This window comes from Colwellia sp. M166 (genome assembly GCF_024585285.1).
Lineage (GTDB): Bacteria > Pseudomonadota > Gammaproteobacteria > Enterobacterales > Alteromonadaceae > Cognaticolwellia.
In genome coordinates this window covers 3681565-3706328 of record NZ_CP040755.1, presented here as the reverse complement: position 1 = coordinate 3706328, position 24764 = coordinate 3681565, and the positions used below count along the sequence as shown (strand labels likewise).

At 39.3% G+C, this 24764-nt stretch carries 16 protein-coding genes, 3 tRNA genes and 3 pseudogenes; 5 read left to right on the top strand and 17 right to left on the bottom strand.

Translation table 11 applies throughout. The features are described 5' to 3' along the window. Nucleotides 1–105 precede the first annotated feature (105 nt). The 5 genes and pseudogenes from FGD67_RS16760 to FGD67_RS16740 all read left to right on the top strand — a co-directional run bounded on the left by FGD67_RS16760 (nucleotide 106) and on the right by FGD67_RS16740 (nucleotide 6034). Nucleotides 106–1833 (top strand): ATP-dependent endonuclease, encoded by a 1728-nt coding sequence (locus tag FGD67_RS16760; RefSeq protein ID WP_257172217.1) that lies wholly within the window; start codon nucleotides 106–108, stop codon nucleotides 1831–1833. A 6-nt stretch (nucleotides 1834–1839) separates the two neighbouring features. Beyond that, nucleotides 1840–2385, top strand: coding sequence for a UvrD-helicase domain-containing protein (locus tag FGD67_RS16755; protein WP_257172216.1), 546 nt, complete (start codon nucleotides 1840–1842; stop codon nucleotides 2383–2385). A gap of 178 nt (nucleotides 2386–2563) precedes the next feature. After that, nucleotides 2564–4109, top strand: a pseudogene (gene istA / locus FGD67_RS16750) (IS21 family transposase). A gap of 28 nt (nucleotides 4110–4137) precedes the next feature. Further along, on the top strand, nucleotides 4138–4902 hold the full coding sequence (gene istB, locus FGD67_RS16745) for an IS21-like element ISShfr5 family helper ATPase IstB (RefSeq protein WP_257172029.1): 765 nt from the start codon (nucleotides 4138–4140) through the stop codon (nucleotides 4900–4902). A gap of 238 nt (nucleotides 4903–5140) precedes the next feature. Then, entirely contained in the window at nucleotides 5141–6034 is an 894-nt protein-coding gene (locus FGD67_RS16740) for a hypothetical protein (protein ID WP_257172215.1), read from the top strand. Nucleotides 6035–6333: 299 nt separating this feature from the next. On the opposite strand, the gene FGD67_RS16735 is transcribed toward FGD67_RS16740, so the two are convergent. The 17 genes and pseudogenes from FGD67_RS16735 to FGD67_RS16655 all read right to left on the bottom strand — a co-directional run bounded on the left by FGD67_RS16735 (nucleotide 6334) and on the right by FGD67_RS16655 (nucleotide 24720). After that, nucleotides 6334–8487 carry an ATP-dependent RecD-like DNA helicase gene (locus FGD67_RS16735; RefSeq protein ID WP_257172214.1) on the bottom strand — a complete coding sequence of 718 codons (2154 nt, stop codon included), beginning with the start codon at nucleotides 8485–8487 and terminating at the stop codon, nucleotides 6334–6336. Further along, a complete protein-coding gene (locus FGD67_RS16730) occupies nucleotides 8484–8921 on the bottom strand; it encodes a VPA1267 family protein (protein WP_257172213.1) in 438 nt (145 codons plus the stop codon). Before FGD67_RS16730 ends, FGD67_RS16735 begins: the two co-directional genes overlap by 4 nt. Continuing rightward, nucleotides 8914–9336, bottom strand: a complete 423-nt coding sequence (locus tag FGD67_RS16725) for a hypothetical protein (protein WP_257172212.1) — start codon at nucleotides 9334–9336, stop codon at nucleotides 8914–8916. Before FGD67_RS16725 ends, FGD67_RS16730 begins: the two co-directional genes overlap by 8 nt. Next, a complete protein-coding gene (locus FGD67_RS16720; RefSeq protein WP_257172211.1) occupies nucleotides 9336–11972 on the bottom strand; it encodes a hypothetical protein in 2637 nt (878 codons plus the stop codon). Before FGD67_RS16720 ends, FGD67_RS16725 begins: the two co-directional genes overlap by 1 nt. Beyond that, nucleotides 11965–12447, bottom strand: coding sequence for a hypothetical protein (locus FGD67_RS16715; protein WP_257172210.1), 483 nt, complete (start codon nucleotides 12445–12447; stop codon nucleotides 11965–11967). The genes FGD67_RS16720 and FGD67_RS16715 overlap by 8 nt, the downstream gene beginning before the upstream one ends. A 168-nt stretch (nucleotides 12448–12615) precedes the next feature. Beyond that, nucleotides 12616–13373: pseudogene (istB, locus tag FGD67_RS16710) on the bottom strand (IS21-like element helper ATPase IstB). Nucleotides 13374–13384: 11 nt separating this feature from the next. Further along, nucleotides 13385–14936 (bottom strand): annotated as a pseudogene (gene istA, locus FGD67_RS16705) (IS21 family transposase). A gap of 196 nt (nucleotides 14937–15132) precedes the next feature. Then, a complete protein-coding gene (locus FGD67_RS16700; protein WP_257172209.1) occupies nucleotides 15133–16173 on the bottom strand; it encodes a hypothetical protein in 1041 nt (346 codons plus the stop codon). Further along, nucleotides 16173–17441, bottom strand: a complete 1269-nt coding sequence (locus FGD67_RS16695) for a site-specific integrase (protein ID WP_257172208.1) — start codon at nucleotides 17439–17441, stop codon at nucleotides 16173–16175. The genes FGD67_RS16700 and FGD67_RS16695 overlap by 1 nt, the downstream gene beginning before the upstream one ends. A gap of 214 nt (nucleotides 17442–17655) precedes the next feature. Then, the gene (hupB, locus tag FGD67_RS16690) at nucleotides 17656–17931 is read right to left on the bottom strand and encodes a nucleoid-associated protein HU-beta (protein WP_257172207.1); all 276 of its coding nucleotides are present in this window, start codon (nucleotides 17929–17931) and stop codon (nucleotides 17656–17658) included. A gap of 290 nt (nucleotides 17932–18221) precedes the next feature. After that, on the bottom strand, nucleotides 18222–20570 hold the full coding sequence (gene lon / locus FGD67_RS16685; RefSeq protein ID WP_257172206.1) for an endopeptidase La: 2349 nt from the start codon (nucleotides 20568–20570) through the stop codon (nucleotides 18222–18224). Nucleotides 20571–20754: 184 nt separating this feature from the next. After that, nucleotides 20755–22032 (bottom strand): ATP-dependent protease ATP-binding subunit ClpX, encoded by a 1278-nt coding sequence (gene clpX / locus FGD67_RS16680; protein WP_257172205.1) that lies wholly within the window; start codon nucleotides 22030–22032, stop codon nucleotides 20755–20757. Nucleotides 22033–22124: 92 nt separating this feature from the next. Further along, nucleotides 22125–22763, bottom strand: a complete 639-nt coding sequence (gene clpP, locus FGD67_RS16675; RefSeq protein WP_373567789.1) for an ATP-dependent Clp endopeptidase proteolytic subunit ClpP — start codon at nucleotides 22761–22763, stop codon at nucleotides 22125–22127. 88 nt (nucleotides 22764–22851) lie between these two features. Next, nucleotides 22852–24159 carry a trigger factor gene (tig, locus tag FGD67_RS16670; protein ID WP_257172204.1) on the bottom strand — a complete coding sequence of 436 codons (1308 nt, stop codon included), beginning with the start codon at nucleotides 24157–24159 and terminating at the stop codon, nucleotides 22852–22854. Between the two features lie 295 nt (nucleotides 24160–24454). Continuing rightward, nucleotides 24455–24531: transfer RNA gene (locus FGD67_RS16665), tRNA-Pro, on the bottom strand. A 29-nt stretch (nucleotides 24532–24560) separates the two neighbouring features. Continuing rightward, a tRNA-His gene (locus FGD67_RS16660) sits at nucleotides 24561–24636 on the bottom strand. A gap of 7 nt (nucleotides 24637–24643) precedes the next feature. Further along, nucleotides 24644–24720: transfer RNA gene (locus tag FGD67_RS16655), tRNA-Arg, on the bottom strand. Between the last annotated feature and the right edge of the window lie 44 nt (nucleotides 24721–24764).

Below are 24764 nucleotides of genomic sequence, written 5' to 3'. Positions count from 1 at the left end.
CACGTACCTGTACATGGATGATGTTTACAAGCGATATATATATTAATCATATGTTCATATATTATAGGTGTTTAGTGACTCTTTAAGCATATAAAGGAATATAGCATGACTACTATTGTTGAATTGAACGTGAATAATTATCGCGGGATAAAAAAGCTAAACTTAGTTCTTGAACATGATAAACGATTGGTATGTATTATAGGGCGTGGCGATAGTGGTAAGACAACAATTCTTGAAGCTATTTCATCCGTACTTTCTCCTAATTGGAATCTAACCTTTTCAGATGAAGACTTTTACATTAGTGATTTAACTAATAATATTGAAATAACTCTATCTATGATCGGTTTTCCAGATAAATATTTAGCCGATAATAGTTACGGTTTATATGTCAGAGCCTTAGATTTAGAAACAGGAAAACTCGAAGATGATGTGACCTTACCTGAGGAGGAGGGGTTTCTGCCCGCACTTACTATAAAGCTGACGGTTGATTCTTCACTAGAACCTCATTGGGTAGTCACTTGCAATAGAGAGATCGAAGATAAGCCTATTTCTGCGAAAGATAGAGCTAATCTAAATTGCTTTTTGATATCTGACTATATCGATAGACACTTTTCTTGGAAGCGGGGTAATCCGTTGAATGCCATATTAAACCTTAGTAAAATTGAAGGTAAAGTTGAAGATGGTATTGATAACAATATAGTAATTGAACAACTCCGTAAGGCTAAAGCTGAGATAGATAAAAATAATTTTAGCGAGTTAGATGACGCCACTAAACGCATTATTGAGCAAGCTGAACTTCTCGGTATTGATGCATCCAATATTAGAACTACATTAGATTCAAAAGACCTACTGATTAAGAGTGGGATGATAGCTCTACACGACGAATCAGTGCCGTATAGACTTAAAGGTAAAGGCTCAAAGCGACTAACATCTATAGCGATTCAATCGATATTGGTTCGAGAGGGTGGAATCATGCTAATCGACGAAATCGAACAGGGGTTGGAGCCAGACAGAGTAAAACAGGCTGTGAGAGCTTTAAGTGCACATGGTGCAGGTCAAATATTCCTCACCACACATTCAAGAGAAGTAATCACTGAACTAGGTTCTCAACCTCTATTACTTGTTCTACGGAATGAACAGGATGACAGTGTCGTTGCGCGTTTCTTTTCAGAGCGTGAAATCAATTTGCAGAAAACAGTCAGAGCATGTCCAGAGGCGTTCTTCGCTAAGAAAGTCATTGTATGTGAAGGAGCAACGGAAATTGGTATCTGTAGAGCTATAGATAAATGGCGAGGGAGTAAAGGGCAAAAGTATATGGCGCTGTTAGATTGCGCTTATGTAGATGGTACAGGAAGTACGATAGATGTAAGAGTAGATGAGATTGAGCTGTCTGGTATTAAAACTGCAATATTCTGTGATTCTGATTTAAGTAAAATTAATAATAAAAAACCAGACTGGAAATTGAGAGATATTAGTGTGTTTGATTGCGAGGAAGATCTGTGTATTGAACAGCAAATATTTAAAGATTTGCCATGGGAAGGTGTTTTAGAACTTCTCAACTATGCTTCGAATCAGGCACCCAGTTCATTCAATAATGTATTCTCAGAGCAAAAACATGTTGAAATTGATTCATGGGAGAATACCATGGAATTAAGAGAAACGATCATGTCTAAGTTTACTCCTAAAGCTGGTGAAGTAAAAAGAGACTGGTTTAAACAACAGCATCATGGTGAAAAGATTGGAGAAGTGATTTTCAAAAATTTTGACAAGCTTTGTATTGAAAGTTCACTTTATAAAGCAATCAACGGAATTTCCGAGTGGATAGGCTCATAAGACATTATGGATTACAAATCATTTGTAGAAAAGGAAAGGTCTTTGCTCATTGCTCCTGCGGGGTATGGCAAAACACATACGATTGCAGAGTGTTTAAAGTATACCGAAGGTAGACAGCTGATTTTAACTCACACTCATGCTGGTGTAGCTTCTATCAAACAAAAGCTAACAGACATGAAGATAAGTTCTGGTCTTTATTCTGTCGAAACCATAAGTAGCTTTTGCCGAAAATATGTACATTCATTTTGGCCTAATGACGAAATACCACCGCAGGGAGTGAATAGTAAATTAGACCAATGTTACCACTCTTTCATCGTTGATAAAGCCAGTTATATTGTTGGCCTTAGCTTAGTTCAGAAAGTTATTAGGTCATCTTATCAAGGGCTTTTCGTTGATGAATATCAGGATTGTTCCCTAGCTCAACATTTGGTGATTCTTTCCCTCTCAAAGTGTATGCCTACTAGATTATTAGGAGATCCTCTACAGGGAATTTTCGACTTTAAAGATACACTTGCATATTCTCATGCATCGCGATCACCTAATACCATCTAAGCCGATCACTTAATACTATCCATCGCGATCACTCAATACCATCGATGCAGATCACTTTTTGGTCAAAATGGTATTGAGTGATCGGCTTGAATGGTATCGTTCAATTTATACTCATTTTTGTCTATCCAGTAGGTGTTTCTAACCGTTATTCTTTTCATTTTTGATGATGAGAATAACCATGCCAACGGCACCTATTTCAATGCGTAAACTTAAAGAGATTTTAAGACTAAAAATACGACTGTAAACTCAGTCATCGAAAGATAGCAAACAGCTTATCTATTTCACCTTCAATTGTTTCTAAATATGCCTGTAAATCAGCAGAGTTAGGTATCACTTGCTGGCCGCTTGATGAAAAATGGGATGATCATTCTCTGCAACGAGCATTCTTCAAAACAAAGCCCCGACTAAAAGGCTTTAGTATTCCTGACTGGTTGTTAGTTCAGCAGGAGCTGCGACCCAAAACCATGACGCTATTGCTGCTTTGGCAAGAATACAAAGAGCGACACGAGGAAGGATTTTACAGTTACACCCACTTCTGCCGACAGTACAAGGCATGGCTTAAATGTCAAAAACCGTCCATGCGACAAAACCATAAAGCAGGTGAAAAACTGTTTGTTGATTACTGCGGCCCAACTATGAATATTGTTGATGCTAGTACAGGTGAATACCGTACAGCTCAAGTGTTTGTCGCAGTTATGGGCGCATCTAATTATACGTATGCGGAGGCAACGTATAGCCAAAAGCTAGAAGATTGGGTGATGAGTCATGCTCGCTGTTTTGAGTTTCTTGGTGGTGTGCCAGAGCTGGTAATCCCTGACAACTTAAAAAGTGCGGTAACTAAACCTTGTCGATATGAGCCTGATTTAAATCCAACCTACCAACAATTGGCGACACATTATGATACGGTCATTGTGCCTGCTAGACCTTATAAGCCCAAGGATAAAGCCAAAGCAGAAGTGGGTGTGCAAATTGTCGAACGCTGGATAATGGCACGGCTTCGCAATGAAAGCTTCTTTAGCTTGCGCCAATTAAACCTAAAGATACAAAAACTGCTTGTCGACTTAAACCAGCGGAAAATGAAGAAGCACCCTGGTTCAAGGCTCAGTCAGTTTGAATCCATTGATAAACCTGCTCTCAAACCACTACCCACACAGGCTTACAGTTACACCTTAGTCAAACAAGTAAGCGTGCATATTGATTATCATGTCGAAGTTGAAAAACACTACTACTCAGTACCTCATACCTTGATCAAACAAAAGCTTGAAGCCCATGCCACAGGTCAACTGGTGACACTTTACCATCAGGGTGTTCAAGTAGCCGTTCACCCAAGATCACACCGAGAAGGTGCACACACCACGCTTGATCTACATATGCCAATAGCTCATCAAAAGCAGCAGCAATGGTCACCACAACGGTTCGAACGTTGGGCAGCTAAGTTCGGTGGTTCAACGGAGCAGTTTGTTATGCAATTGATGCAAGCTAAAAAGCATCCAGAGCAAAGCTACCGTGCTTGTATGGGGTTATTAAGCCTAGGTAAGAAGTTTACTGACCAACGTCTTGAAGCAGCCTGTCATCGCGCATTAGCCACAGGTGTTACTCGCGTAAAACAAGTAAAAAACATTTTAGAAAAGGGCTTGGATAAGCAACCCTTGCCACAAGCTCAAGGTGATTTACTACAAGATATTGATCATAAAAATATCCGCGGCAACAACTATTACCATTAATCAAAACTAACAAACCAAAGGAAATCTTATGCAAAATATCAATCAACAAGTCAATAACCAGTTAAGTAACTTAAAGCTAAGCGGTATACGTGATGCACTATTGCAGCAATATGAGCAACCCAATCTCTACGTTGAACAAAGCTTCGAAGAGCGACTAAGCTTATTGCTTGACCATGAAATAACTCAGCGTGATCAGCGTAAAATTGACCGCCTAACTCGACAAGCAAAGTTCAGAGTTGGCGGTACGCTTGCTCAACTCAACTATGGCGCAGCACGACAACTAGATAAAACTCAGATCCGTTCATTAGCACAAGGTGAATGGCTACGCCTTCACCAAAACATTTTGATCACGGGAGCAACGGGGTGTGGCAAAACTTACCTCGCTTGTGCTCTTGGTCAAAACCACTGCCAACAAGGGAGTAGCGTTTATTATTTTAGGCTTAAAGAGCTATTAGAAAAGATGTTCTTAGCGCAAGCCGATGGTAGTTATCGAAAACTGATCAACAAGCTTAGCTCTGCCAATTTACTGATCCTAGATGATTGGGGATTAGAGCCATTAACAGCTCAACAACGCAGTGATTTACTGGAATTAATTGATGCGAGATATGACACAAAATCGACCTTAATTGCCAGCCAATTACCGATAGAAAATTGGTATGAAATGATCGGAGAATCGACACATGCTGATGCGATCCTAGATCGGCTTGTTCACGGAGCAATAAAGTTGGAATTAAAAGGCGAATCGATGCGAAAAAAACTAAATTCCTTGACTGATGGCGATCACTCAAGTTAGATTTTACTAAGGTCTACTGGCAGACAAAAAAGTGATCGGCTTGAATAGTATTGACCGATCGGCTTCATGATATTACGCAACACTGGTTGATTTTGATAAAGACCTATCTAATTTTGAACTTGCTGCGGAACTTGATATTCCATTTCGATGGCGAAAAAAGGGAAATAATTATGCTTTAGGCGACATAATTAAAAGTTTTAGAGAGCCTCTGTCCAAGTCCGAAGCCATCACTTGTGAAATGAATACAAAGGCTGCTTTTTATGTAATCAAAGTTAAAGACGGTGATTTAAATAGGAAAGATAGCAACTATAGAGAGCGACTTTCTAATTTAATCGCGAATAAGAATTCAAATCCTGATTTCGACAATCTACTAATAATTACCCCTGAATACATAGAGGAAGTAAATGGAAAAATGGTAAAGAAGGGAGGCATCAAAGATAGACTTGATATCCTTAGTAAAGTTGACTTTACAAAGTCCGTAAATTTACTCGAAGCCATTGATGACAAGACTTTCTATAGTTTAGCTATAGAAATAGATAGTTTTATATCATCTGTAAAACGTTCACCGAAGCCTTTGAAGAAAATATTCAATATATTGTGTGGCCTTTTTTACAAAACTAGCCCTACCAACAATAAGAATAAAGGGCTTAGTGATTGGTTTAGTGTGAAGCCTTCTTCGATTAAGGAGGACTTCAATATCAAAAACAAACAGGGTGCAGAGAAAGAACTATCTTCCAAATTAACTACTATAATATCAACGCTATTGGATAATCCTAGTTCTGAATCTTTCTATAATTTAATCCAGTTCCTTCGATATGATCTGCGCTTAAGATCTTCAAGACGTAGGGAGTTAGTGAACAGCATAACTAAGTCGTTGAAGGATTCTTATCGGCAAGATATTTCTGTACACGAATCGATGCTGGCACATAAAAACTTGATGCGTAGGGTCGGCAGGAAAACTGAAGGAAAATGTATAGGCACAACCCTTCTTACGAAGGGATTAGAGTTTGATACTGTCGCAATTCTTGATGCTCATAAGTTCGATTGTCCCAAAAATTTCTATGTAGCTTTGACACGGTGTTGTAAGAACTTAGTGATTTTCACTAGCTCCAATGTCTTATTTGACAAGTAAAAAAAGTAGCGTGTTTTTATGAAATACAATGACAAAAATTCTGATCGCCAATTATTGAGGCTTGCTCTTACTTTTTCTAACCCCGCCCCTACAATGCAAGGTAAATACTTTAATCCTTTTCGTCCAGGAGCTAGTTACAAATGAGTGCACAATTAATTTTTTATGGTCATTCAACTACAGGCACATCTTGCTACGCAAGAACCCAGAATAAGATGTGGATAACGCTTCGCGTTAACACACAACTTATCTCCGCTTGTACACGTAGTCACTCCCCAATGTAACAAATTTTATTTTTATCTTTATCTTTTTAAAAGCTCAACAAGATAACTATTACGCCGATGTGAATGACTTGGTGCCTCAGTGATTGCTCTAAAATCATCTTCTGAGCCAACGATATGGATTTCACTTTCAGCCCTAGTGATAGCCGTATATAACCATGCTCTGTCTACAATGCGTCCTTTTTGTAGCGCAATGATAATGCGTGGAAACTGAGAGCCTTGTGCTTTGTGGAGCGTTATCGCATAACCCAGCTCCATACAATCAAGCACGGCTTGAGTAACTTCAATCTTATCTCCGGTATCGAGTGTCACTTCACCATAAGCCTCTCCAGATGACTCAACACTTGTGAGTGTACCAAGCGAGCCGTTCTGAATGCCTTTATCATAGTGATTCTGCGTAAATAAAATAGTGTCATTAAGGCGCAGATTTTGAAATAATTTTTCACCATTCATTTCAAACTCAAGCCTGCTGCCACTGTGATTAACAGCCTCTTGAGTGAGCTTATTGATTTCAGCAACCAGTGCTTTGGTTGGTGCCATAATTCGGCTATTTCCAGGAGATTGTTGATACAATTCACAGCAAACTTGAGATATCTCTTTCTTATTTGTTTCGTGGAAATGAATTGCGCCAGTAGTGAGTTGCTCTGGTACTTTTCCTTGATTAATTAGTTTCGAATACTCAGGGATACCCGTAGAGCCTTCCTGACGTTTCACGATGTCGAGCATTGTGTTTGAAATAGCTTTAGATGCAACAATATCCGCTAGCACTTTACCGCAGCCAATTGGTGGAAGCTGGTCGGGGTCACCAGTAAAGATAATTCGCACTGAGGGGTGAATGTGATTTACCAGGCGGTACATGATCGGTAAATCAATCATGCTAGCTTCATCAATAACGAGCAGATGTTTTTGTTTATCTGAATCAATCGGTTCATTTCTCAGTAACTTGGCAATTGTTAAAGTGATAAAACCAATTGACTCATGCAAGCGCATTGCCGCACGACCACTTAAGGCTACTGCATGTATTTCGAACCCCATTGAATTATAGGCACGCAATGCTGTTCTAAGCACTGTCGTTTTTCCTGTGCCAGCGCCACCTGTAATACAGCTTACTGCGTTATCTAGGCATGTAGTGACCGCCTCGACTTGCTTCTTTGTTAGTTCATAAGGTAATTCACCAACCGCAGAGCAATATGCAGAATTTGCATATTCGTCATACAAGTTATTTTGACTGGCAAGCGCCTTGAGTCGTTTGGCAACGACATTTTCCATCAATAGTTGAGCCGTTGGATGGTAGGTGCCAGTTGCGTAGTTTAATAGATACTGGGCTTTGTCATATCCAGCTTTAAAGGCTTTAGCGATAAGTTCTTTGTCTTTGAGTAACTTGGTTAAATAAGTCCGTAAATCAGCTTGTATCGTGTAGGTATGGCCTTTCTCAATCTCTTTGCGTATTGCTATTTCAAGCGCTGCGCTCAATCGTCTGTCATCATTTGTTGTAACCTCAAGTTGTGCTTGAGAAAGAGCGTCCACCTCTGTAAAACTCATGCCGAAACCAATTAGCACATAAGGATTCTGTTTAATTGCTTCAATGGATTGCTCAGTGTGATACTTCAGCAAACGCTGCTGAACACTGGCAGGTATCTTGTGTTCAGACATCCAATTGCAGTAAGCTAGATTCTTGTATTTAGCATAGCCCTCAAACAATGCGATAATGGAATCTTCGCTCAGAACGGTTCTAAGTTTCGCTCTTGACTCTGGTGTGTCTTTTCTTAAGGTTGCATGAAAACTCTTACCTAAAAGCTCCCAGAGTGCCCTCGCTTTACTTTCACCAATACCTTTAAAGGCACTTTCTCTGGTGATGAATCGGATTAGCTGTTCACCTGTTTCTGGTAAAGTACATTCAACATGCTCAGGTGACTCGTAGGTATGCTGCTGCATCACGTAATCGCCTATGTCCACACTTCCGACTTTTCGACTTCCTTTGACTGACCAATACTGTCCGATAGTAGGTTGTACAGGCAATGTATTAGGGTCTGTCTTTATAGTGACATAATATTTACCGCTGTTGGATCTGTAAGAGCTTTTCTTTAGCGGTGTACCGCTGAATATCACCATCTTTGATGAGGTATAGGGGATACTGGTGACGCGTAATTGGTCTTCGTGTAAGGCGGCATTCATCGTGGCATGAATCCCATTTCTGACAAGGTTTCTGACAATTCACCAAAGCGCTCAAGTTTACCTTCAAGCTCTTTCACTTTGGTTTTTAATTCAATGTTTTCAGCCTCCAGTGCTGATAAGCGTTTTGAATCAAGTGACTTGCGATTCGACGTATTATCGTATTGCTTTGGCTTGTCTGCTTCTTTTTTTGCGGTGACGGTCAGTGGTGGCAGCACACCTTTGTTGCGCAGGTTATCTTCTAATTGTTGTAAGGATTCTCGTAACTCAGGATTTTGATTTAACGCTGACTTACCACAGCCTACGGCTTTAGCCACTTCAATACGATTTAGCTTGCCTCTGAAAGCAATTTGTTTAAAGTCATCATCCTGTTGAGTTGCTACCCAAGACTGAAACGCATCGAGGTTTTGCTGAGCTTTTTGTTGACCATTAGCCATGTTTTTTTCGCCTCGCAATTGCGCCTATTAGAGGGCTCGATTCTTCAAACATTGTTGGATCTATATTTTCTCTTCTAGCCACTACAGCGGCATAAGCAAGCCTTTCTCTTTCACGACTTAGTTGCTCTTTAAGTAGGCATACTTCTTCTTTTAACTTTTTAATCTCCGCATCTTTTAAGGATTCTTGGGATGTTACCAAGTCAAATACAACGTCACCTTCCTTATAGCTTTTAACAAGCTTTTTCACTCTGTCATATTCATCTCGAAATTCTATATTACGCCATAATGTCGGTTTTGATGGTTCTACACGATCAGTAATATATTCCCAACAAAAATCCTCTGTAGGTATTAACTGCCTTTCGAACTGACTCAAGATCCTAAATGCTTTTTCAAATTCCTCTTTAGAAGTTGCCACTATTCATCCCCTCCGCATTGAAATGGACAATCATCTGGATATGATCCGTCTTTTTTAAATGGCATGAAATCTTGCAAATCTTCAAGTTGACCATCACTTAAAATCATCTCAGCATTATCCAATATAGATGTGGTGTTACGTAGGACACACATATGATGCTCAATGTGCATTTTCGCAGCCTCAACACCTCTTTCATAAACCTCAAACAGTCGTGATAACTCTAGCGAAGACCGATCTCTTTCAACAGATATTTTTTCTCTATGCGATGGATCGTGTAAGTCATAGATATAATGCTTACAACCTTTCCCTTCATTACCTGTCAAACACCTCAAATTAAACTCACAAGGCTTAAGATATAAGTCTCTTGTACAGTATCCAAGAGGACTATATTGAACGGATTTTAAGCTATCACTTAAGTGTTGAGACAAGTTACTGACAGGGATGTCGTGCTCCTTCCAGCTTTTGATTTTTTCAGGCACCGCACCAAGAAAACGTTCGGTATCTTGAAGCATGGCACCACCTACAACTTTTGCGCGTTCGCTACCAGTATTGTGATCATAGTGTTCGCCTTGACCCGTCGTTCTGCCCATCCACTTGTTTACCACTAACTCGGCAAGTCCTGATCTAAACAAGCTAGTTGTCTGCCAATGGCGTCCTTTATGACTTTGCCACGATTCTGTAATGTGATTATCAATATCGATACCATACCGTCTAAAAGCACCATCGTACTTATCGTTACCCATAAAGAAGTACCTTATCGCGTGATACCCCATAATTTGAGGAAGGTGTTCATAGAACTTACCCCCACGCATACCACCTCTTAAGAATAAATATTCTGAAGGATGCTGCTTAATGCTGAATGACTTTGAACTGATTTCAATACCATCTTGTTCATATTCGGCCTTAGCACACTCAAGTAACTCTTTTTCAACGCCATAATTCATTCGTTCATATTCAGACACAAAGAACGCTTTCACCTTTTCAATATCAGCCAAATAGCCTTTAACCTTAACGAAGTCCCTAGAGCCACTGGAAGGCTTATAAAACGAGAACTGCTTATTGCCACAAAGCTTCTTTACATAATCCTTAGATGCTGATTTTTGGTTGAATAACTCAGGTAATAATTCTTCTAGATCTTTGATAGGAATTAGTTTTTTATTGTCATACCCCCCTCGAATATAGCGTTGTAAAATATCTAGGGCACTCTTTCTACTCAAAACAGCAGTTTTGCTAGCACTTTTCAGTTCATACTCACTAAAGAAAGTAGCGCGATTTAAACGTCCTGTTAGAGACTCTACTGACTGGTTAATCAACTCATCTTTTGACCTTTTAGAGGTTGTATGAAAAGAATTACATATTGGTAAAAACTCTCTTGTAGTCACATAATGGGCTCTATTTTCAATTAACTTCTCGACCATTGACGTTATTGCAGTACCCGTAGCGTAATGTCTGCTTTTTTTAGCTCCAGTAGGTTTAGTTGTAATCTCCAACCCGTTTGTCTTATAAAATTTTACTAAGCTAACAGCGTCTAAAGATGAAGATGCTACTGGCAATATATTGTGCAGGTCTTTGAGTTCATAAAGCGCGTCAGCAATAACATGCTGTTTGAGCTGCCAGAATTTAATCGCTTCCTGCTTTTTTTCTTGTAAAATGGTATCTAATTGTCCTACTCTCTGTGTTAATAATTCTTCTCTTTCATTTACTAATGCAGACAGTCTATTCTCTAAAAAACCCAGTGTACCCTGTTCCTCTAATAACTTTGCATTCTCTCGGTAAGGCTTGGTAATTCTCTGGATTATCTCTACCGCTTCGGATAATGCCTGACGCCAAATTAAAGGAACATATCGAGCCATAGGCATTGAACCTTTTTCCGTCCAAACCAAACAAAAAGTTTCACCATCCATTTTAATAAGAGGGTTTTGAGGTAATCGCAACACCTCCCCAATTCGTAAGCCTAAACCAAATTGAAATACCTGAGTTAAGATACAAAGCTTGTCGTTAATGGCATTTATACTGCTATCAAAATTATCGTCAACAGCCCACTTTAAATGAATTATCGCCTTTACCAATTCGGGCAGGGGCATCTTCTCTTTCTTAGCTAGCACTCTACCGTATTCGTCAGCATTCCCTAACACCTTCCTGATTACGTTGGTGTCAACATTCGCATTCAGCAAATTGCATTCGTTTAGGTATTTAACAGTTTTGTTCAACAGCACACCATTAGTCTCAGGTTCTGCATACTTTTCTCTCAGGTAAACTATTGTTGCATCATACAAATTTTGATTTATTTGGGATAATGTCTCAACGTCCATTTCAGCCCATATTTTAACCGTGTTCGTTAGGGTTGTTATATAGGAATGGGAATATGGTTCAGATCGAAACCTTTGCCTCCACAGCACATCGACTAAAAATACTTTACACAGTGTTTCTAACTCTTCAGGCAGGTCTCCACTACCAAGCTTTTCAAATAAAATTTTCTGATTCTTCTTTAGGTATAACCAATAGGAGTCTTCCCATTTAGAGTCAAGCAGTAGATTCATTGTTTCGAAGCGCTCTTTGGCTTGACTCTCAAGTTCACGCAATCCAGCGCTATCTGCATCACGCTTTAATCTAATTAAGTTGACGACATCATTCATCACGTCCTCCTTGGTAAATGTTCACTACTTCCACGCCTTCTGAATAGGCTATTGCTGCTTCACACCCAGCGATTGCCTCATCTAGATGTTTTGACAAGGAATCAGTAGATTTGGATGCCACTACCTCCTTGCGGTCTTTCAGTGATGTGAGCGCGTTCTTATGAGAGTTAGTCTCTTTGTTTGGGCAAAATTTATCACAGTTATAACAAGCCACCGCAGGCTCCAAATAACACGCAGCTTCCTTTTGGCATTTACCTATTGCTGTAAATGCATGCAACTCGATTATTTCTTTTCCGTATATGTTCCCGCTAAGATCGTCTTCACGATTCCATGCAGCAGTAAAATGCTGTTGTTCTGTACGGTTTGCGGTAGCATTTTCGAGTAATTCCCACATTTCACGTGTGTATCTAAAGTAATGTTTTATACAAAGAATTGAACTATGATCTAGTAAATCTGCAACTTCTTCTTCAGTCATCCCCTCCATAACAGCGTTAGTACCTACGGTGTATCTAAATCGATAGGGTGTCAGATGAAAGGGTTTTCCTGTTCTTGGTGAAAGCGGATGCGTATTCTCATGACTTTGATCACCGATTCTCATCAGCTTTGATCACTTGATTTATCATTTTGTAGAGCCATTCTTAAACTAACTTAACTGATCATCATCAGTCAATTTATTTAACTGTTTTCGTATCGATTCTCCTTTTAAATTCACCTTGATTGCACCATGAATAAGCCTGTCTAAAATAGCATCAGCGTGCGTTGATTCTCCGATCATTTCATGCCAGTTTTCCTGTGGTAACTGACTAATAATGATGTGTGATTTATAACCATACCTCGCATCAATTAATTCAAGTAAGTCACTTCTCTGTTGAGCACTGAGTGGCTCAAGCCCCCAATCATCTAAAATAAGTAAGTCGACTTTAATGAGTTTACTCAGTAACTTTCGATAACTGCCATCGGCCTGTGCTAGGAATAGACTTTCAAGTAATTCTTTTAGCCGAATATAAAAAACGCTTTTTACCTTGTAGGCAATGTTCATGGCCTAAGGCACACGCTAGGTATGTTTTGCCACAACCTGTTGCGCCCGTGATTAATATATTCTGATGTAAACTCAGCCAGGTACTTTGGCTGAGACTACGTATTTGCGTTTTATCTAGGTTGCGCTTCGGCGAGTAAATGAGTTGGTTTAATTGACCCGGTAACCTGAATTTAGCTTGTCGTACAAGTCGATCGATTTTTCTTTCATCACGTGTATCAATTTCATGTGTGAGCAATAAACTGATGCGCTCTATAAAGCTTTTGCTCTTGATATAGGTTTGGCTGTTCAAGCTGTTGCTTGAGTGCTTGCTTTATACCCGATAACTTGAGCAGTTGAAGTTGCTGATTAATGGTGTCTATCATGTTGGTATTCCTTAATGGTAGTAATCTGTGCCACGTATGTTGCTATGTTTGACTGATTTTTCTGGCTCTGTTTGCTGTGTGGGTAAGGGTTGCTGATCTAACCCTTTTTTTAATATCTGTTTAATTGATCTAAGCGTGGTCGTATTCATACTGATTGCCCGATAACATGCTTGTTCGAGGCGTGGTTTTGAGTAGGTTTTAGCTAAACTCAACACGCCTAAACAGCTGCGGTAAGCTTGCTCAGGATGGCGTTTTCTATTAAGCAGTAATTCAACAACCTGATGGGTATAATCACCGATACTCAATGCCCATGAGCGTAAGTTTATTGGTGACTGCTCATGCTGTTTTTGATGCGCCTTTGGCATATGATGTGCCTGTGTTGTATGTCCGCCTAAACGGTTCGACCTTGGATGTTGCGCAATCAAGGTATCGTGATGATAAAGCTGTACGAGTTGATTGGTGATGTGTGCACGCAATTGTTTCTTAACCCATTGATGTGGCACGCTGTAGTAGTGTTTTTCTATGTCAACATGATAATCAATGTGTACACGCACCGTTTTGATTTGTGTGTATTGATAAGGGTTCTCAGGCAATGGTTTTAATGCATTTTTATCGACTAAATCAAATAGCTGCTTGCGTGATTGTTGGTATTGCTTCATCACCTTATTGTTCATCACGTCAAGTAACTTTGCTATTTCATGATTTAATTGCGCTAAACTATAAAAGGTTTGGTGACGCAAACGCGCCATGATCCAACGCTCTACAATTTGTACACCGACCTCAGCTTTGGATTTATCTTTGGGTTTATAAGGTCTAGCGGGTATGACAGCGACATTAAAGTACTCTGCTAGCTGGTGGTATGTCGGGTTTAGGTCAGGCTCGTAGCGACAAGTTTTACTCACCGCACTTCTGAGGTTGTCGGGAATAACAACGTCAGGAACACCACCTAAAAACTCAAAGCAACGGGCATGACTCATCACCCAATCTTCAAGTTGTTGACTATAGGTTGCCTCAGCATAGGTATAATTTGATGCGCCTAGTACAGCAACAAATACCTGAGCGGTACGTTTTTCCTGTGTCGTAGGGCAAGTGATGGCAATTGTGGGACCACAATAATCGACAAACAGTTTTTCACCGCCTTTATGCTGCTGACGCATGGATAGCCGCTGCGTACCTAACCACTGCTTATAAGCACGGCAGAAGTGACTGTAGCTGTAATAAGGCTCGCCCACTTTTTCAAGTAACTCATCAAACACGAGCTGCAATGTTAAGAGTTTATGTTGTTTTAAATCCTTATTGATACTTAACCAATCAGGCGTTGGGTATCTTTTTCTTACGTGTTGAGAAGCGCCTTAGTTTGGTATTGAGAAACGAATTTTGTTGCTGCTCCTCTGGAATTGGCCATTGATTAAAGCCTAATTCATTCGCCTTTTTAACATAATTTGCGACGGTGCCAGGCGAAATATTTAAGCTTCTTGCGATCTCTCGATGAGATAACTTTGCTGAGTACTTCAGCCGTAAAATAGAATGTAATTTACTCATAGATATAGGTTTTGTTGCCATTATTGTTATCCTCACCAAACGATTTAGATAACGGTTTAACATACCTACAAAAATTGATAAAACATGAACTCAGTGACGAGTGGTATTAAGCTTTGATCGGCAAAATCATTAAGAGCACAAAAGTGATCATTTACAAGTGATTTTAGTGATCAAAGCTTAATGAGAATAAGCGATCAAAGTTAATGCCATTGGGTGATCAAAGCTGGAGAGAATATGCAAGCGGAAGCTTTTTCGATAATGGACTCAGCCTATTGCCTATAACACTCGGTGAAATGTGGTGAGCGTAGTGTATCTTTTCCACTTCCGAGTATTTATCTAAATTCTTTGGTTGAGGGAACTTTTCTAGATTATTCACTTGCGAACGTTTCCTATAAAACAAAGGAGGTGAAGAAAGACCAAGTTTTCCATACTTTTTAAAATTATCTTTGAGAACGGACTTTATTAACGTCGATAATTCATCATCAACAAAACGTTTTGAAAATTCAGTACGACGAAACTGAGCTCCTTGTTTTACTCTAGGGACATTCAGGTAACAAACACCCAGTGTTTCATCCTCAATAAAATCTGATTCTTTAAGTAGTGATATTTGAATACGCCTCAACCCAAACTGTAAGCACAGCGTTAATAGCAACCTATCGGCTACTTCAATTTCAGTGTTTTTGGTTACTTCGTTTAATATTCTCAGCTCTTCTCGTGTAAACGGCCCCATTTCATCATCTAAGGTGAATAGGTTCAGGTAGCCATTCGTATTGACAGAATACCCTTCCAACATAAGAATTTCTTCCGCTTTGTCATAGGATAAACCTTCGTATTCATTCAGAATGAGAAATTGAGCGAATGACTTCATTACATTGACATTCATAGCAGGATTGACATTCATGGCAATTTCTATAGCGCCTTCCAATATTTCCCCTTCACCCACAGCAGATATAACAAGCTTAATTGCATCGTGGTAATGCCTCATAGTTCCTGGTAGATAACGTGGCAAAAGATAAATGTAAAAGTTCTTTAGGTGCTCTTTTAATTCAGATTCCAATGAACTGAAACCATCGAAATACAAATAACTAACTCCGCTAGTATCGTCAGCTAATTTTACGGATGAATTAAACTCACCAGACTCATCCAGTAGCTCCACTTTATAACCAAGCCTACTTGTGAATGTGCGTTCCTCAATCGTAAGTGGTTCTGCTTTAAAATTAGTAAAACCAATATCAAAAACTGTGTTATTAGAAATCATTATCTATTCGCCCACGCTTGAAATTCTGCGTCCATCTCATCTATCTCTTCCTGCCTTTTGCTATTAGCATAATCGGTTGGTGATAATATTTTTTGCTGAATTATCTGGTGAACCTGAGCAACTTCTCGCTGTATAGAGCCTTTAGGGTAGCGATGAGTTTGCTCACTTCCGCGTTTCCAACCACCTGCATACTCTTGTATCGGAGCCTTGTTCAATTTTCTACTAAGCGATGACTCTCCAATGTTCTGCACATTAAGCGCATCGTTAAGTACATCATGAAAGGTATTCCTAAGACGGTGAGGTGATAAATGCCCCTCATACTCAGGGTGTTTTTTGATCAGTTCATTGAGAATGGCATTTGGCGTTTGAACACTTAGCGGTTGACCATCCCTAGCTGATAGAAACATATACATACTCTTATCGGCGTTGCTGAACTTCTTGCGCCAAACGGATATATAATGCTCAAAAACATCGGCCATAATGTCGATAAGTTCCACTTCTCTACCTAGTGTTTTTACTGAAGGAGCTTCACTTCTTGGATAATCGATATCTCCTGATTTAAGGATCTCAAAATATTTACGACGACCTGATAGCGAAAAGTGATTTAGCTTGAGTAAAAGTGATTCGCCTTTACGATTCCCACCAAGCACCATAGTTAATAACAACGCGTAGTTGCGCCATTTAATCTTATCGGACTTCCAAGGGTTCAGATCGTTCTCCGGTAATGGATTAATAATGTTAAAGAACTTATTGCGAAGTTCGGGGCTTAACCCTTGTTTATCAATCTTATCGGTCTTAAAAGGAGCTTTCAGATACAAGTTAAAGCCTGCCTCCATTCCAGAAAACTGCATCTTAGCCGCTTTTAGCTTATCTAATTCGTTCTTTGTCCTGTTCTGGTAAAACAACCACAGCCATTTAATAAACGCCCAGCTAATCCGCATACGCTGCTCATAATGCTTATGGCCTATTTGCTCACCTGTTTTGACGTCGATTGAACAAAAAACTGAGTATGATTCAATCTGTCCCATTGAAAATGGCGATTGAGAAGATATAAGTCGATGTATGTTAATTCCGCTCTTAATACAGAAACGATAAAAGTGCTGTATGGCTTGAGTATCTTTTTTAATAGTGTTTGGTTTGCTACCACTATCATAACGTTGCAGAAAATACCCCGCACTTAGCATTTCTAGCTCGCCATTAACTTCGAGTAGATTAAGTTTTATGTTACCAAGCTTTGAGAAAGTGATATTAACTGTTTTAACAGACATTAAGAATGAAACACTTTTTTTATTTATGTATATTTTTCAGTATAAAGAAGAAAAAATCAAAGTCAATTATGAAACACTTATTTGTATATAGGTATATTTTTATGGAAGAGGAAGGAATGAAACGTTTATTTTGTTGTTATAAAAGTTTGGATACAAAAAAGCCATTGATAAACAATGGCTTTTTTTAGTTATCCACAGAATTTAAAACTAGTGGTTAGTTATTGCAGGCATCTTTAAGCGCTTTGCCTGCTTTAAAAGATGGAATTTTAGCTGCTGCGATTTCAATAGTCGCGCCAGTTTGTGGGTTGCGGCCTGTGCGTGCTGCACGGTCACGTACTGAGAAAGTACCAAAACCAACTAATGCGACTTGTTCGCCACCTTTTAACTCTTCTGTAACTGCTTCGATAAATGAATCTAAAGCACGACCAGCCGCAGCTTTAGAAATGTCAGCACCAGCAGCAATTTTCTCGATTAATTGAGATTTATTCACAGTGTATTCCCCTTCAATTGTTATTATTCAGCGCTATCATTTGTTTTAGCGTCCTGCAGAAACTTTTATATCAAGCTTCTTTTTGAACATCAAGCGCTGAGTTAAAGAAAACTAAAAATATTGATAATTATTTTTATCTCGACTAGACCCCTTATGTATAGGGGTTCTAGCGTTATCAGCGTCATTAACTTACCATAGTTTCAGCGTTTGAAAAGCGTTAATTACGTTTTTTGTCAACTTTTTGCTGTTTTTCTATCTTTTTCAGTAAAAACAGCTGTTTTTATACCCATTTAACGATCTGATTGCCACTTTTCAACCGGATGTTCTAAAGCAATTTTCAGTACTTCATCTATCCACTTCACCGGATAGATAGCTAAATCCGCTTTAACATTGTCAGGGATTTCTTCCAGATCACGCTCATTATCTTTAGGAATAATCACCGTTTTAATACCACCACGATGCGCTGCAAGCAGTTTTTCTTTCAAACCACCAATAGCTAACACTTCACCACGTAAAGTTATTTCACCGGTCATCGCAACATCTGCTCTTACGGGGTTACCGGTTAAACTTGACACTAATGCAGTACACATACCAATACCTGCACTTGGACCATCTTTAGGCGTAGCTCCTTCAGGTACATGGACATGAATATCACGTTTTTCATGAAAATCTTCATTAATACGTAACTTCTCAGTACGACTTCTTACCACGGTCATGGCTGCTTGAATAGACTCTTGCATAACATCGCCAAGCGAACCGGTATAACTTAACTTGCCTTTACCTGGCACTGAAGCTGTTTCTATAGTCAGTAACTCGCCACCAACTTGCGTCCAGGCAAGACCTGTGACTAAACCAATACGGTTTTCATCATCAGCTTTACCATAATCAAAACGTTGCACGCCAAGAAATTCTGATAAATTATCTTGGTTTATGGTGACTTTCTTTAATTTCTTATCTAAAAGAATTGATTTAACCGCTTTACGACATAACTTAGAAATATCACGTTCAAGTGCTCGCACACCGGCTTCACGAGTGTAGTAGCGAATAATACCAATAATGGCACTATCCTCTATTTCAATTTCGCTACTCTTTAAACCGTTACGCTCGATTTGTTTATCAAGTAGATGATTTTTTGCAATATTGAGCTTTTCATCTTCGGTATAGCCCGATAAACGAATAACCTCCATACGATCCAGCAACGGACCTGGAATATCCATGCTGTTTGAGGTGGCAACAAACATTACATCTGATAAGTCATAATCCACTTCTAAGTAATGATCATTAAAGCTACTATTTTGCTCTGGATCTAACACTTCTAATAAAGCTGAAGCTGGATCGCCACGCATATCAGAGGCCATTTTATCGATTTCATCTAATAAAAATAATGGATTCTTCACACCAACCTTAGCTATTTTCTGAATCAGTTTACCCGGCAGTGAACCAATATAAGTTTTTCTATGACCACGAATTTCTGCTTCATCACGGACACCACCTAAAGCCATACGCACATACTTACGTCCGGTTGATTTAGCAATGGACTGCCCTAATGACGTTTTACCGACGCCAGGAGGCCCAACTAAACACAATATCGGCCCTTTTAGCTGACTAACCCGTTGTTGTACGGCCAAGTACTCTAATATGCGCTCTTTAACTTTATCTAAACCATAATGATCTTTATCTAAGACCTCTTGTGCTAATTTAAGATTACGCTTTAATTTGCTGCGTTTTTTCCAAGGAACACTGATCATCCAATCAATGTAACTGCGCACAACAGTCGCTTCAGCAGACATTGGCGACATCATTTTCAATTTCTTTAATTCCGTTAAGGTTTTGTCTTTCGCTTCTTTTGGCATTTGAGCAGCTTCAATTTGCTTCTCTATTTGCTCAACTTCATTTGTGCCTTCTTCATCATCACCTAGCTCTTTTTGAATAGCTTTCATTTGCTCATTCAAATAGTACTCACGCTGACTTTTTTCCATTTGCTTTTTAACACGGGTACGAATTTTTTTCTCAACTTGCAGTAAATCAATCTCCCCTTCCATTAGCGCCATTAAAAATTCAAGGCGCTCTGAAACATGGGTGATCTCTAATACTTTTTGTTTATCAACCAATTTAAGTGGCATATGCGCTGCCATGGTATCTGCTAGTTGTTCAGCATCATCAATGCCTGAAACTGAGGTTAATACTTCAGGTGGTATTTTTTTGTTTAACTTAACGTAACCTTCAAACTGAGAAATAGCTGAACGAATTAACACCTCAGTGCTATCGTCAGGAACTCCTTCAATATTCAAAAAATCAGCATTAGCGGTAAAATATTCATCAATTTCAACAAATTCGCTGATATGGGCACGGCGCACCCCTTCAACTAATACTTTGACAGTACCATCCGGTAATTTAAGCATTTGCAAAATTGTGGCTATAGTTCCAGTTTGGTATAGATCGTCTTGTGTCGGATCATCAACCGCAGCATCTTTTTGCGCAACAAGGAAAATTTGTTTATCGTTTTCATTGGCAATATCTAGACAGCGAATAGATTTTTCGCGACCAACAAATAATGGGATAACCATTTGTGGATAGACTACAACATCACGTAAGGCTAATACGGGAATTTCAACTACGCCAGATAACTCTTTAGTCATTGGTTACTCTCTCGGTGATAGTATGATGTGATTTTATAATACCAACGACACTTTTTCAGCCATTTGGTATTAGGATATGTATTTGTATATGGGGCGTTTGCAAATACTTTCAACAGATGAACAAAAAAAAGTGACGTTAATCACTCAGATTAACGCCACTTTTTGTTGTTTTAGGTAAGGATTTTTATTCTGAAGACGCTTTATCTTGCTGCGTTTCATAAATAATAATCGGCTGAGATTCACCTTTAATAACGGTTTCATCAACCACTACTTTCGTAGCATTTTCCATTGAAGGTAATTCATACATAGTTTCAAGTAATACCCCTTCAACAATAGAACGCAAGCCACGAGCACCGGTTTTACGTTCCATCGCTTTATGTGCAATTGCTTTTAACGCATCTTCTCTAAACTCAAGTTCAACGTTTTCCATATCGAAAAGCGCAGTAAATTGTTTAGTTAAGGCATTTTTTGGCTCTTGTAATATTTGAATCAAGGCAACTTCATCAAGTTCAGTTAAGGTAGCTACTACAGGTAAACGGCCAATAAATTCAGGGATCAAACCATATTTAACTAAATCTTCAGGCTCTACATCTTGAAAACGTTGAGTTAAGGTTTTTTCATCTTCTTTACCACGAACCGTGGCACCAAAGCCGATACCCGTACCGGTATGACAACGTTGCTCAACAACCTTATCCAAGCCAGCAAATGCACCACCACAAATAAAGAGGATCTTAGAGGTATCAACCTGTAAAAACTCTTGTTGTGGATGCTTACGCCCACCTTGCGGCGGTACAGAAGCAATCGTACCTTCAATCAGCTTTAACAACGCTTGCTGCACACCTTCACCCGAAACATCACGCGTGATCGATGGGTTGTCTGACTTACGAGAAATCTTGTCGATTTCATCAATATAAACAATACCACGCTGCGCTTTTTCAACGTCATAGTCACATTTCTGTAATAACTTTTGAATGATGTTTTCAACATCTTCACCAACATAACCGGCTTCAGTTAATGTCGTGGCATCAGCCATAGTGAATGGCACATCTAACAAGCGTGCTAGTGTCTGTGCTAAAAGTGTTTTACCACTACCGGTTGGGCCGATGAGCAAAATATTACTTTTGCTTAGCTCAACACCGTTATGTGAATCACCATTGCGCAAACGCTTATAATGATTGTACACCGCCACAGCGAGTACTTTCTTAGCGTGCTCTTGCCCAATAACATAGTCATCTAAGCTTTCACGAATTTCAATTGGCGTTGGTAAGCTTTCTTTATCTTGCTTTGGTGCGATTTCTTTAATTTCTTCACGGATAATGTCGTTACAAAGCTCAACACATTCATCGCAAACAAAGACAGAAGGTCCGGCAATTAACTTACGCACTTCATGCTGGCTTTTACCACAAAATGAGCAATACAGTAACTTACCGTCATCACCGTCACCTGTTTTCATATCGGTCATACGGTACCTCTAATATTTAAAATTTTACAAACTAATACTGACAAGTATTTCATAAATTGCGCAAATAACAATGCGCATAACAAAGTAGACCGTTATTTATCGATTCTTTGTTCTAATATGGCATCAACTAAACCATATTCAACCGCACTTTCAGCACTCAAGAAGTTATCACGGTCAGTATCACCCGATACTTTCTTTAATGATTGTCCTGTGTGCTCTGCCATTAAACGATTAAGCTTTTCTTTGATATACAAAATTTCTTTTGCATGTATTTCAAAATCTGATGCTTGACCTTGAAAGCCGCCTAGAGGCTGATGGATCATCACACGAGCATTAGGTAAACAGTAACGTTTGCCTTTTGCTCCACCTGAAAGCAAAAAGGCTCCCATACTCGCTGCTTGACCAATACAAACCGTACTAACATTTGGCTTGATAAACTTCATCGTATCGTAAATAGCCATGCCTGCAGTAACAGAGCCACCAGGTGAATTGATATATAAATAAATATCTTTATCTGGGCTTTCTGACTCTAAAAATAGCATTTGGGCAACGATTAAATTGGCCATATGGTCTTCAACTTGACCACATAGGAAAATAACGCGTTCTTTTAGCAGTCGAGAATAAATATCGTAAGAGCGTTCACCTTTGGCGGTTTGCTCAACAACCATTGGCACTAAAGCACTGTCGATATTATTTGTTAAATCGTGAGAATTATTGTGAGAAGTAAACAACTAACTTTCCTTTTGATAAAAAAATGGCTCATATGTCCCCATATAAGCCATTTAAGCGATTGCTCAAGAGAATGTCAATCTAAAAGGCCTATTTACCTTCAGGATTCATAATATCTTTGAAACTTACTTTTTTGTCAGTCACTTTTGCACTCTTAAGTAACAATTCTACTGCTTGCTCTTCTAATGCAACATTTTGCATTTGTTGAGCAAGTTCTTTGTTAGTTTTGTAGTACTCAATAACTTCAGCTGGATCTTCATATGCAGAAGCGGCTGATTCAATTAACTCAGTTACTTTTGCTTCGTCAACTTTTAATTCGTTAACTTTAATCACTTCACCTAAAAGCAAACCAGTTTTTACACGACGTTTAGCTTGCTCTTCAAACATTTCAGCCGGTAACTCAGGTAAGTTGTTTGGATCCATTTGACCAGCAAAACGCTGCATAGCTTGCTTGCGCAATACGTCAACTTCTTGAGCGACTAGTGCCGTAGGGATTTCTACTTCGCTAACTTCAAGTAAACCTTCAATCACTTGCTCTTTAACCTTAGCTTTAACGGCTTGGTTAAGTTCACGCGTCATGTTTTTGCCAACTTCTTCACGAAGTGCTGCAACACCACCTTCTTCGACACCGAATAATTTCGCAAATTCTTCATCAATTTCAGGTAAAACTGGACCTTCAGTTTTATGAACAACAATATCGAACTCAGCGTCTTTACCTTTGAGCTTTTCAGCATGGTAATCTTCTGGGAAAGTCACCGTGATGGTTTGTTCATCGCCAGCTTTCATGCCGATAATGTCTTTTTCAAAACCTGGGATCATACGCTCAGAACCTAATTCAAGTTCAAAAGCTTCAGCTTTGCCACCTTCAAATTCTTCACCGTCAACACGACCGTTAAAGTCGATAGTTAACTTATCGCCTTTCTTGCTTTTACGCTTATTCTCTTTCCACGTTTTATGCTGGTTTTGTAATGTTTCAAACATCTCATCAAGGTCAGCATCAGTCACGTCAACAGCTGGACGTTCAACGGCAATTTTATCTAAATCTTTCAAAGCAACTTCAGGGTAAATCTCAAAGGTTGCTTCAAACTCTAAGGCCTTGCCATCTTCATTGCTTTTTGCAACGAATGCTGGACGACCTGCAGGGTTTAATTTTTCAGCAACAATCGCATCAACAAAGTTACGTTGCATTAATTCACCAGCAACTTCTTGACGAACAGACTGACCATAGCGTTTTTGAATAACTGATGGTGGCACTTTGCCTGGACGGAAACCATTTATACGCTGAGTCTTGCCAATGTGGCGAAGACGATTTTTAACTTCAACATCTACTGTTTCGGCAGGAACAGAAATCGTTAAACGACGCTCCAAACCTTGTGTAGTCTCAACTGAAACTTGCATTTAATTACCTCAAAAAACTTAGCGTATGCACGCTTTCTATAACGCATCTAAATATAGTCAACATTACTTTAAGCAAAGTAATGTATTCAGCTTAATTAGCATAAACTAACAGAGCCCGGAAAAACCCGAATAAAGATGTTCAGATTAAAATAATGACGCGAAATTATAGCGGTGCTTTAAACAAGAGTCGAGTGTAGAACGCAAATAAATTGAAAATTATATAGCGAGAGTTGACTTTAATGAATATTTTGATGTTTTTTAAAGGAAACTTTAAGAAAATAGAGAGATAAGAAAGTGGTCGGTGATGCAAGATTCGAACTTGCGACCCCTTGGACCCAAACCAAGTGCGCTACCAAGCTGCGCTAATCACCGATATACTTTTTACTTAACCATACAAAAAATGGGGTGGCTAAAGGGACTTGAACCCTCGACAACCGGAATCACAATCCGGGGCTCTACCAACTGAGCTATAGCCACCATTGTATGGCGCGCCCTGCAGGATTCGAACCTGCGACCCACGCCTTAGAAGGGCGTTGCTCTATCCAGCTGAGCTAAGGGCGCACATTTACCTACAGATGCTGAACAAACTTAACTATATATAAAGT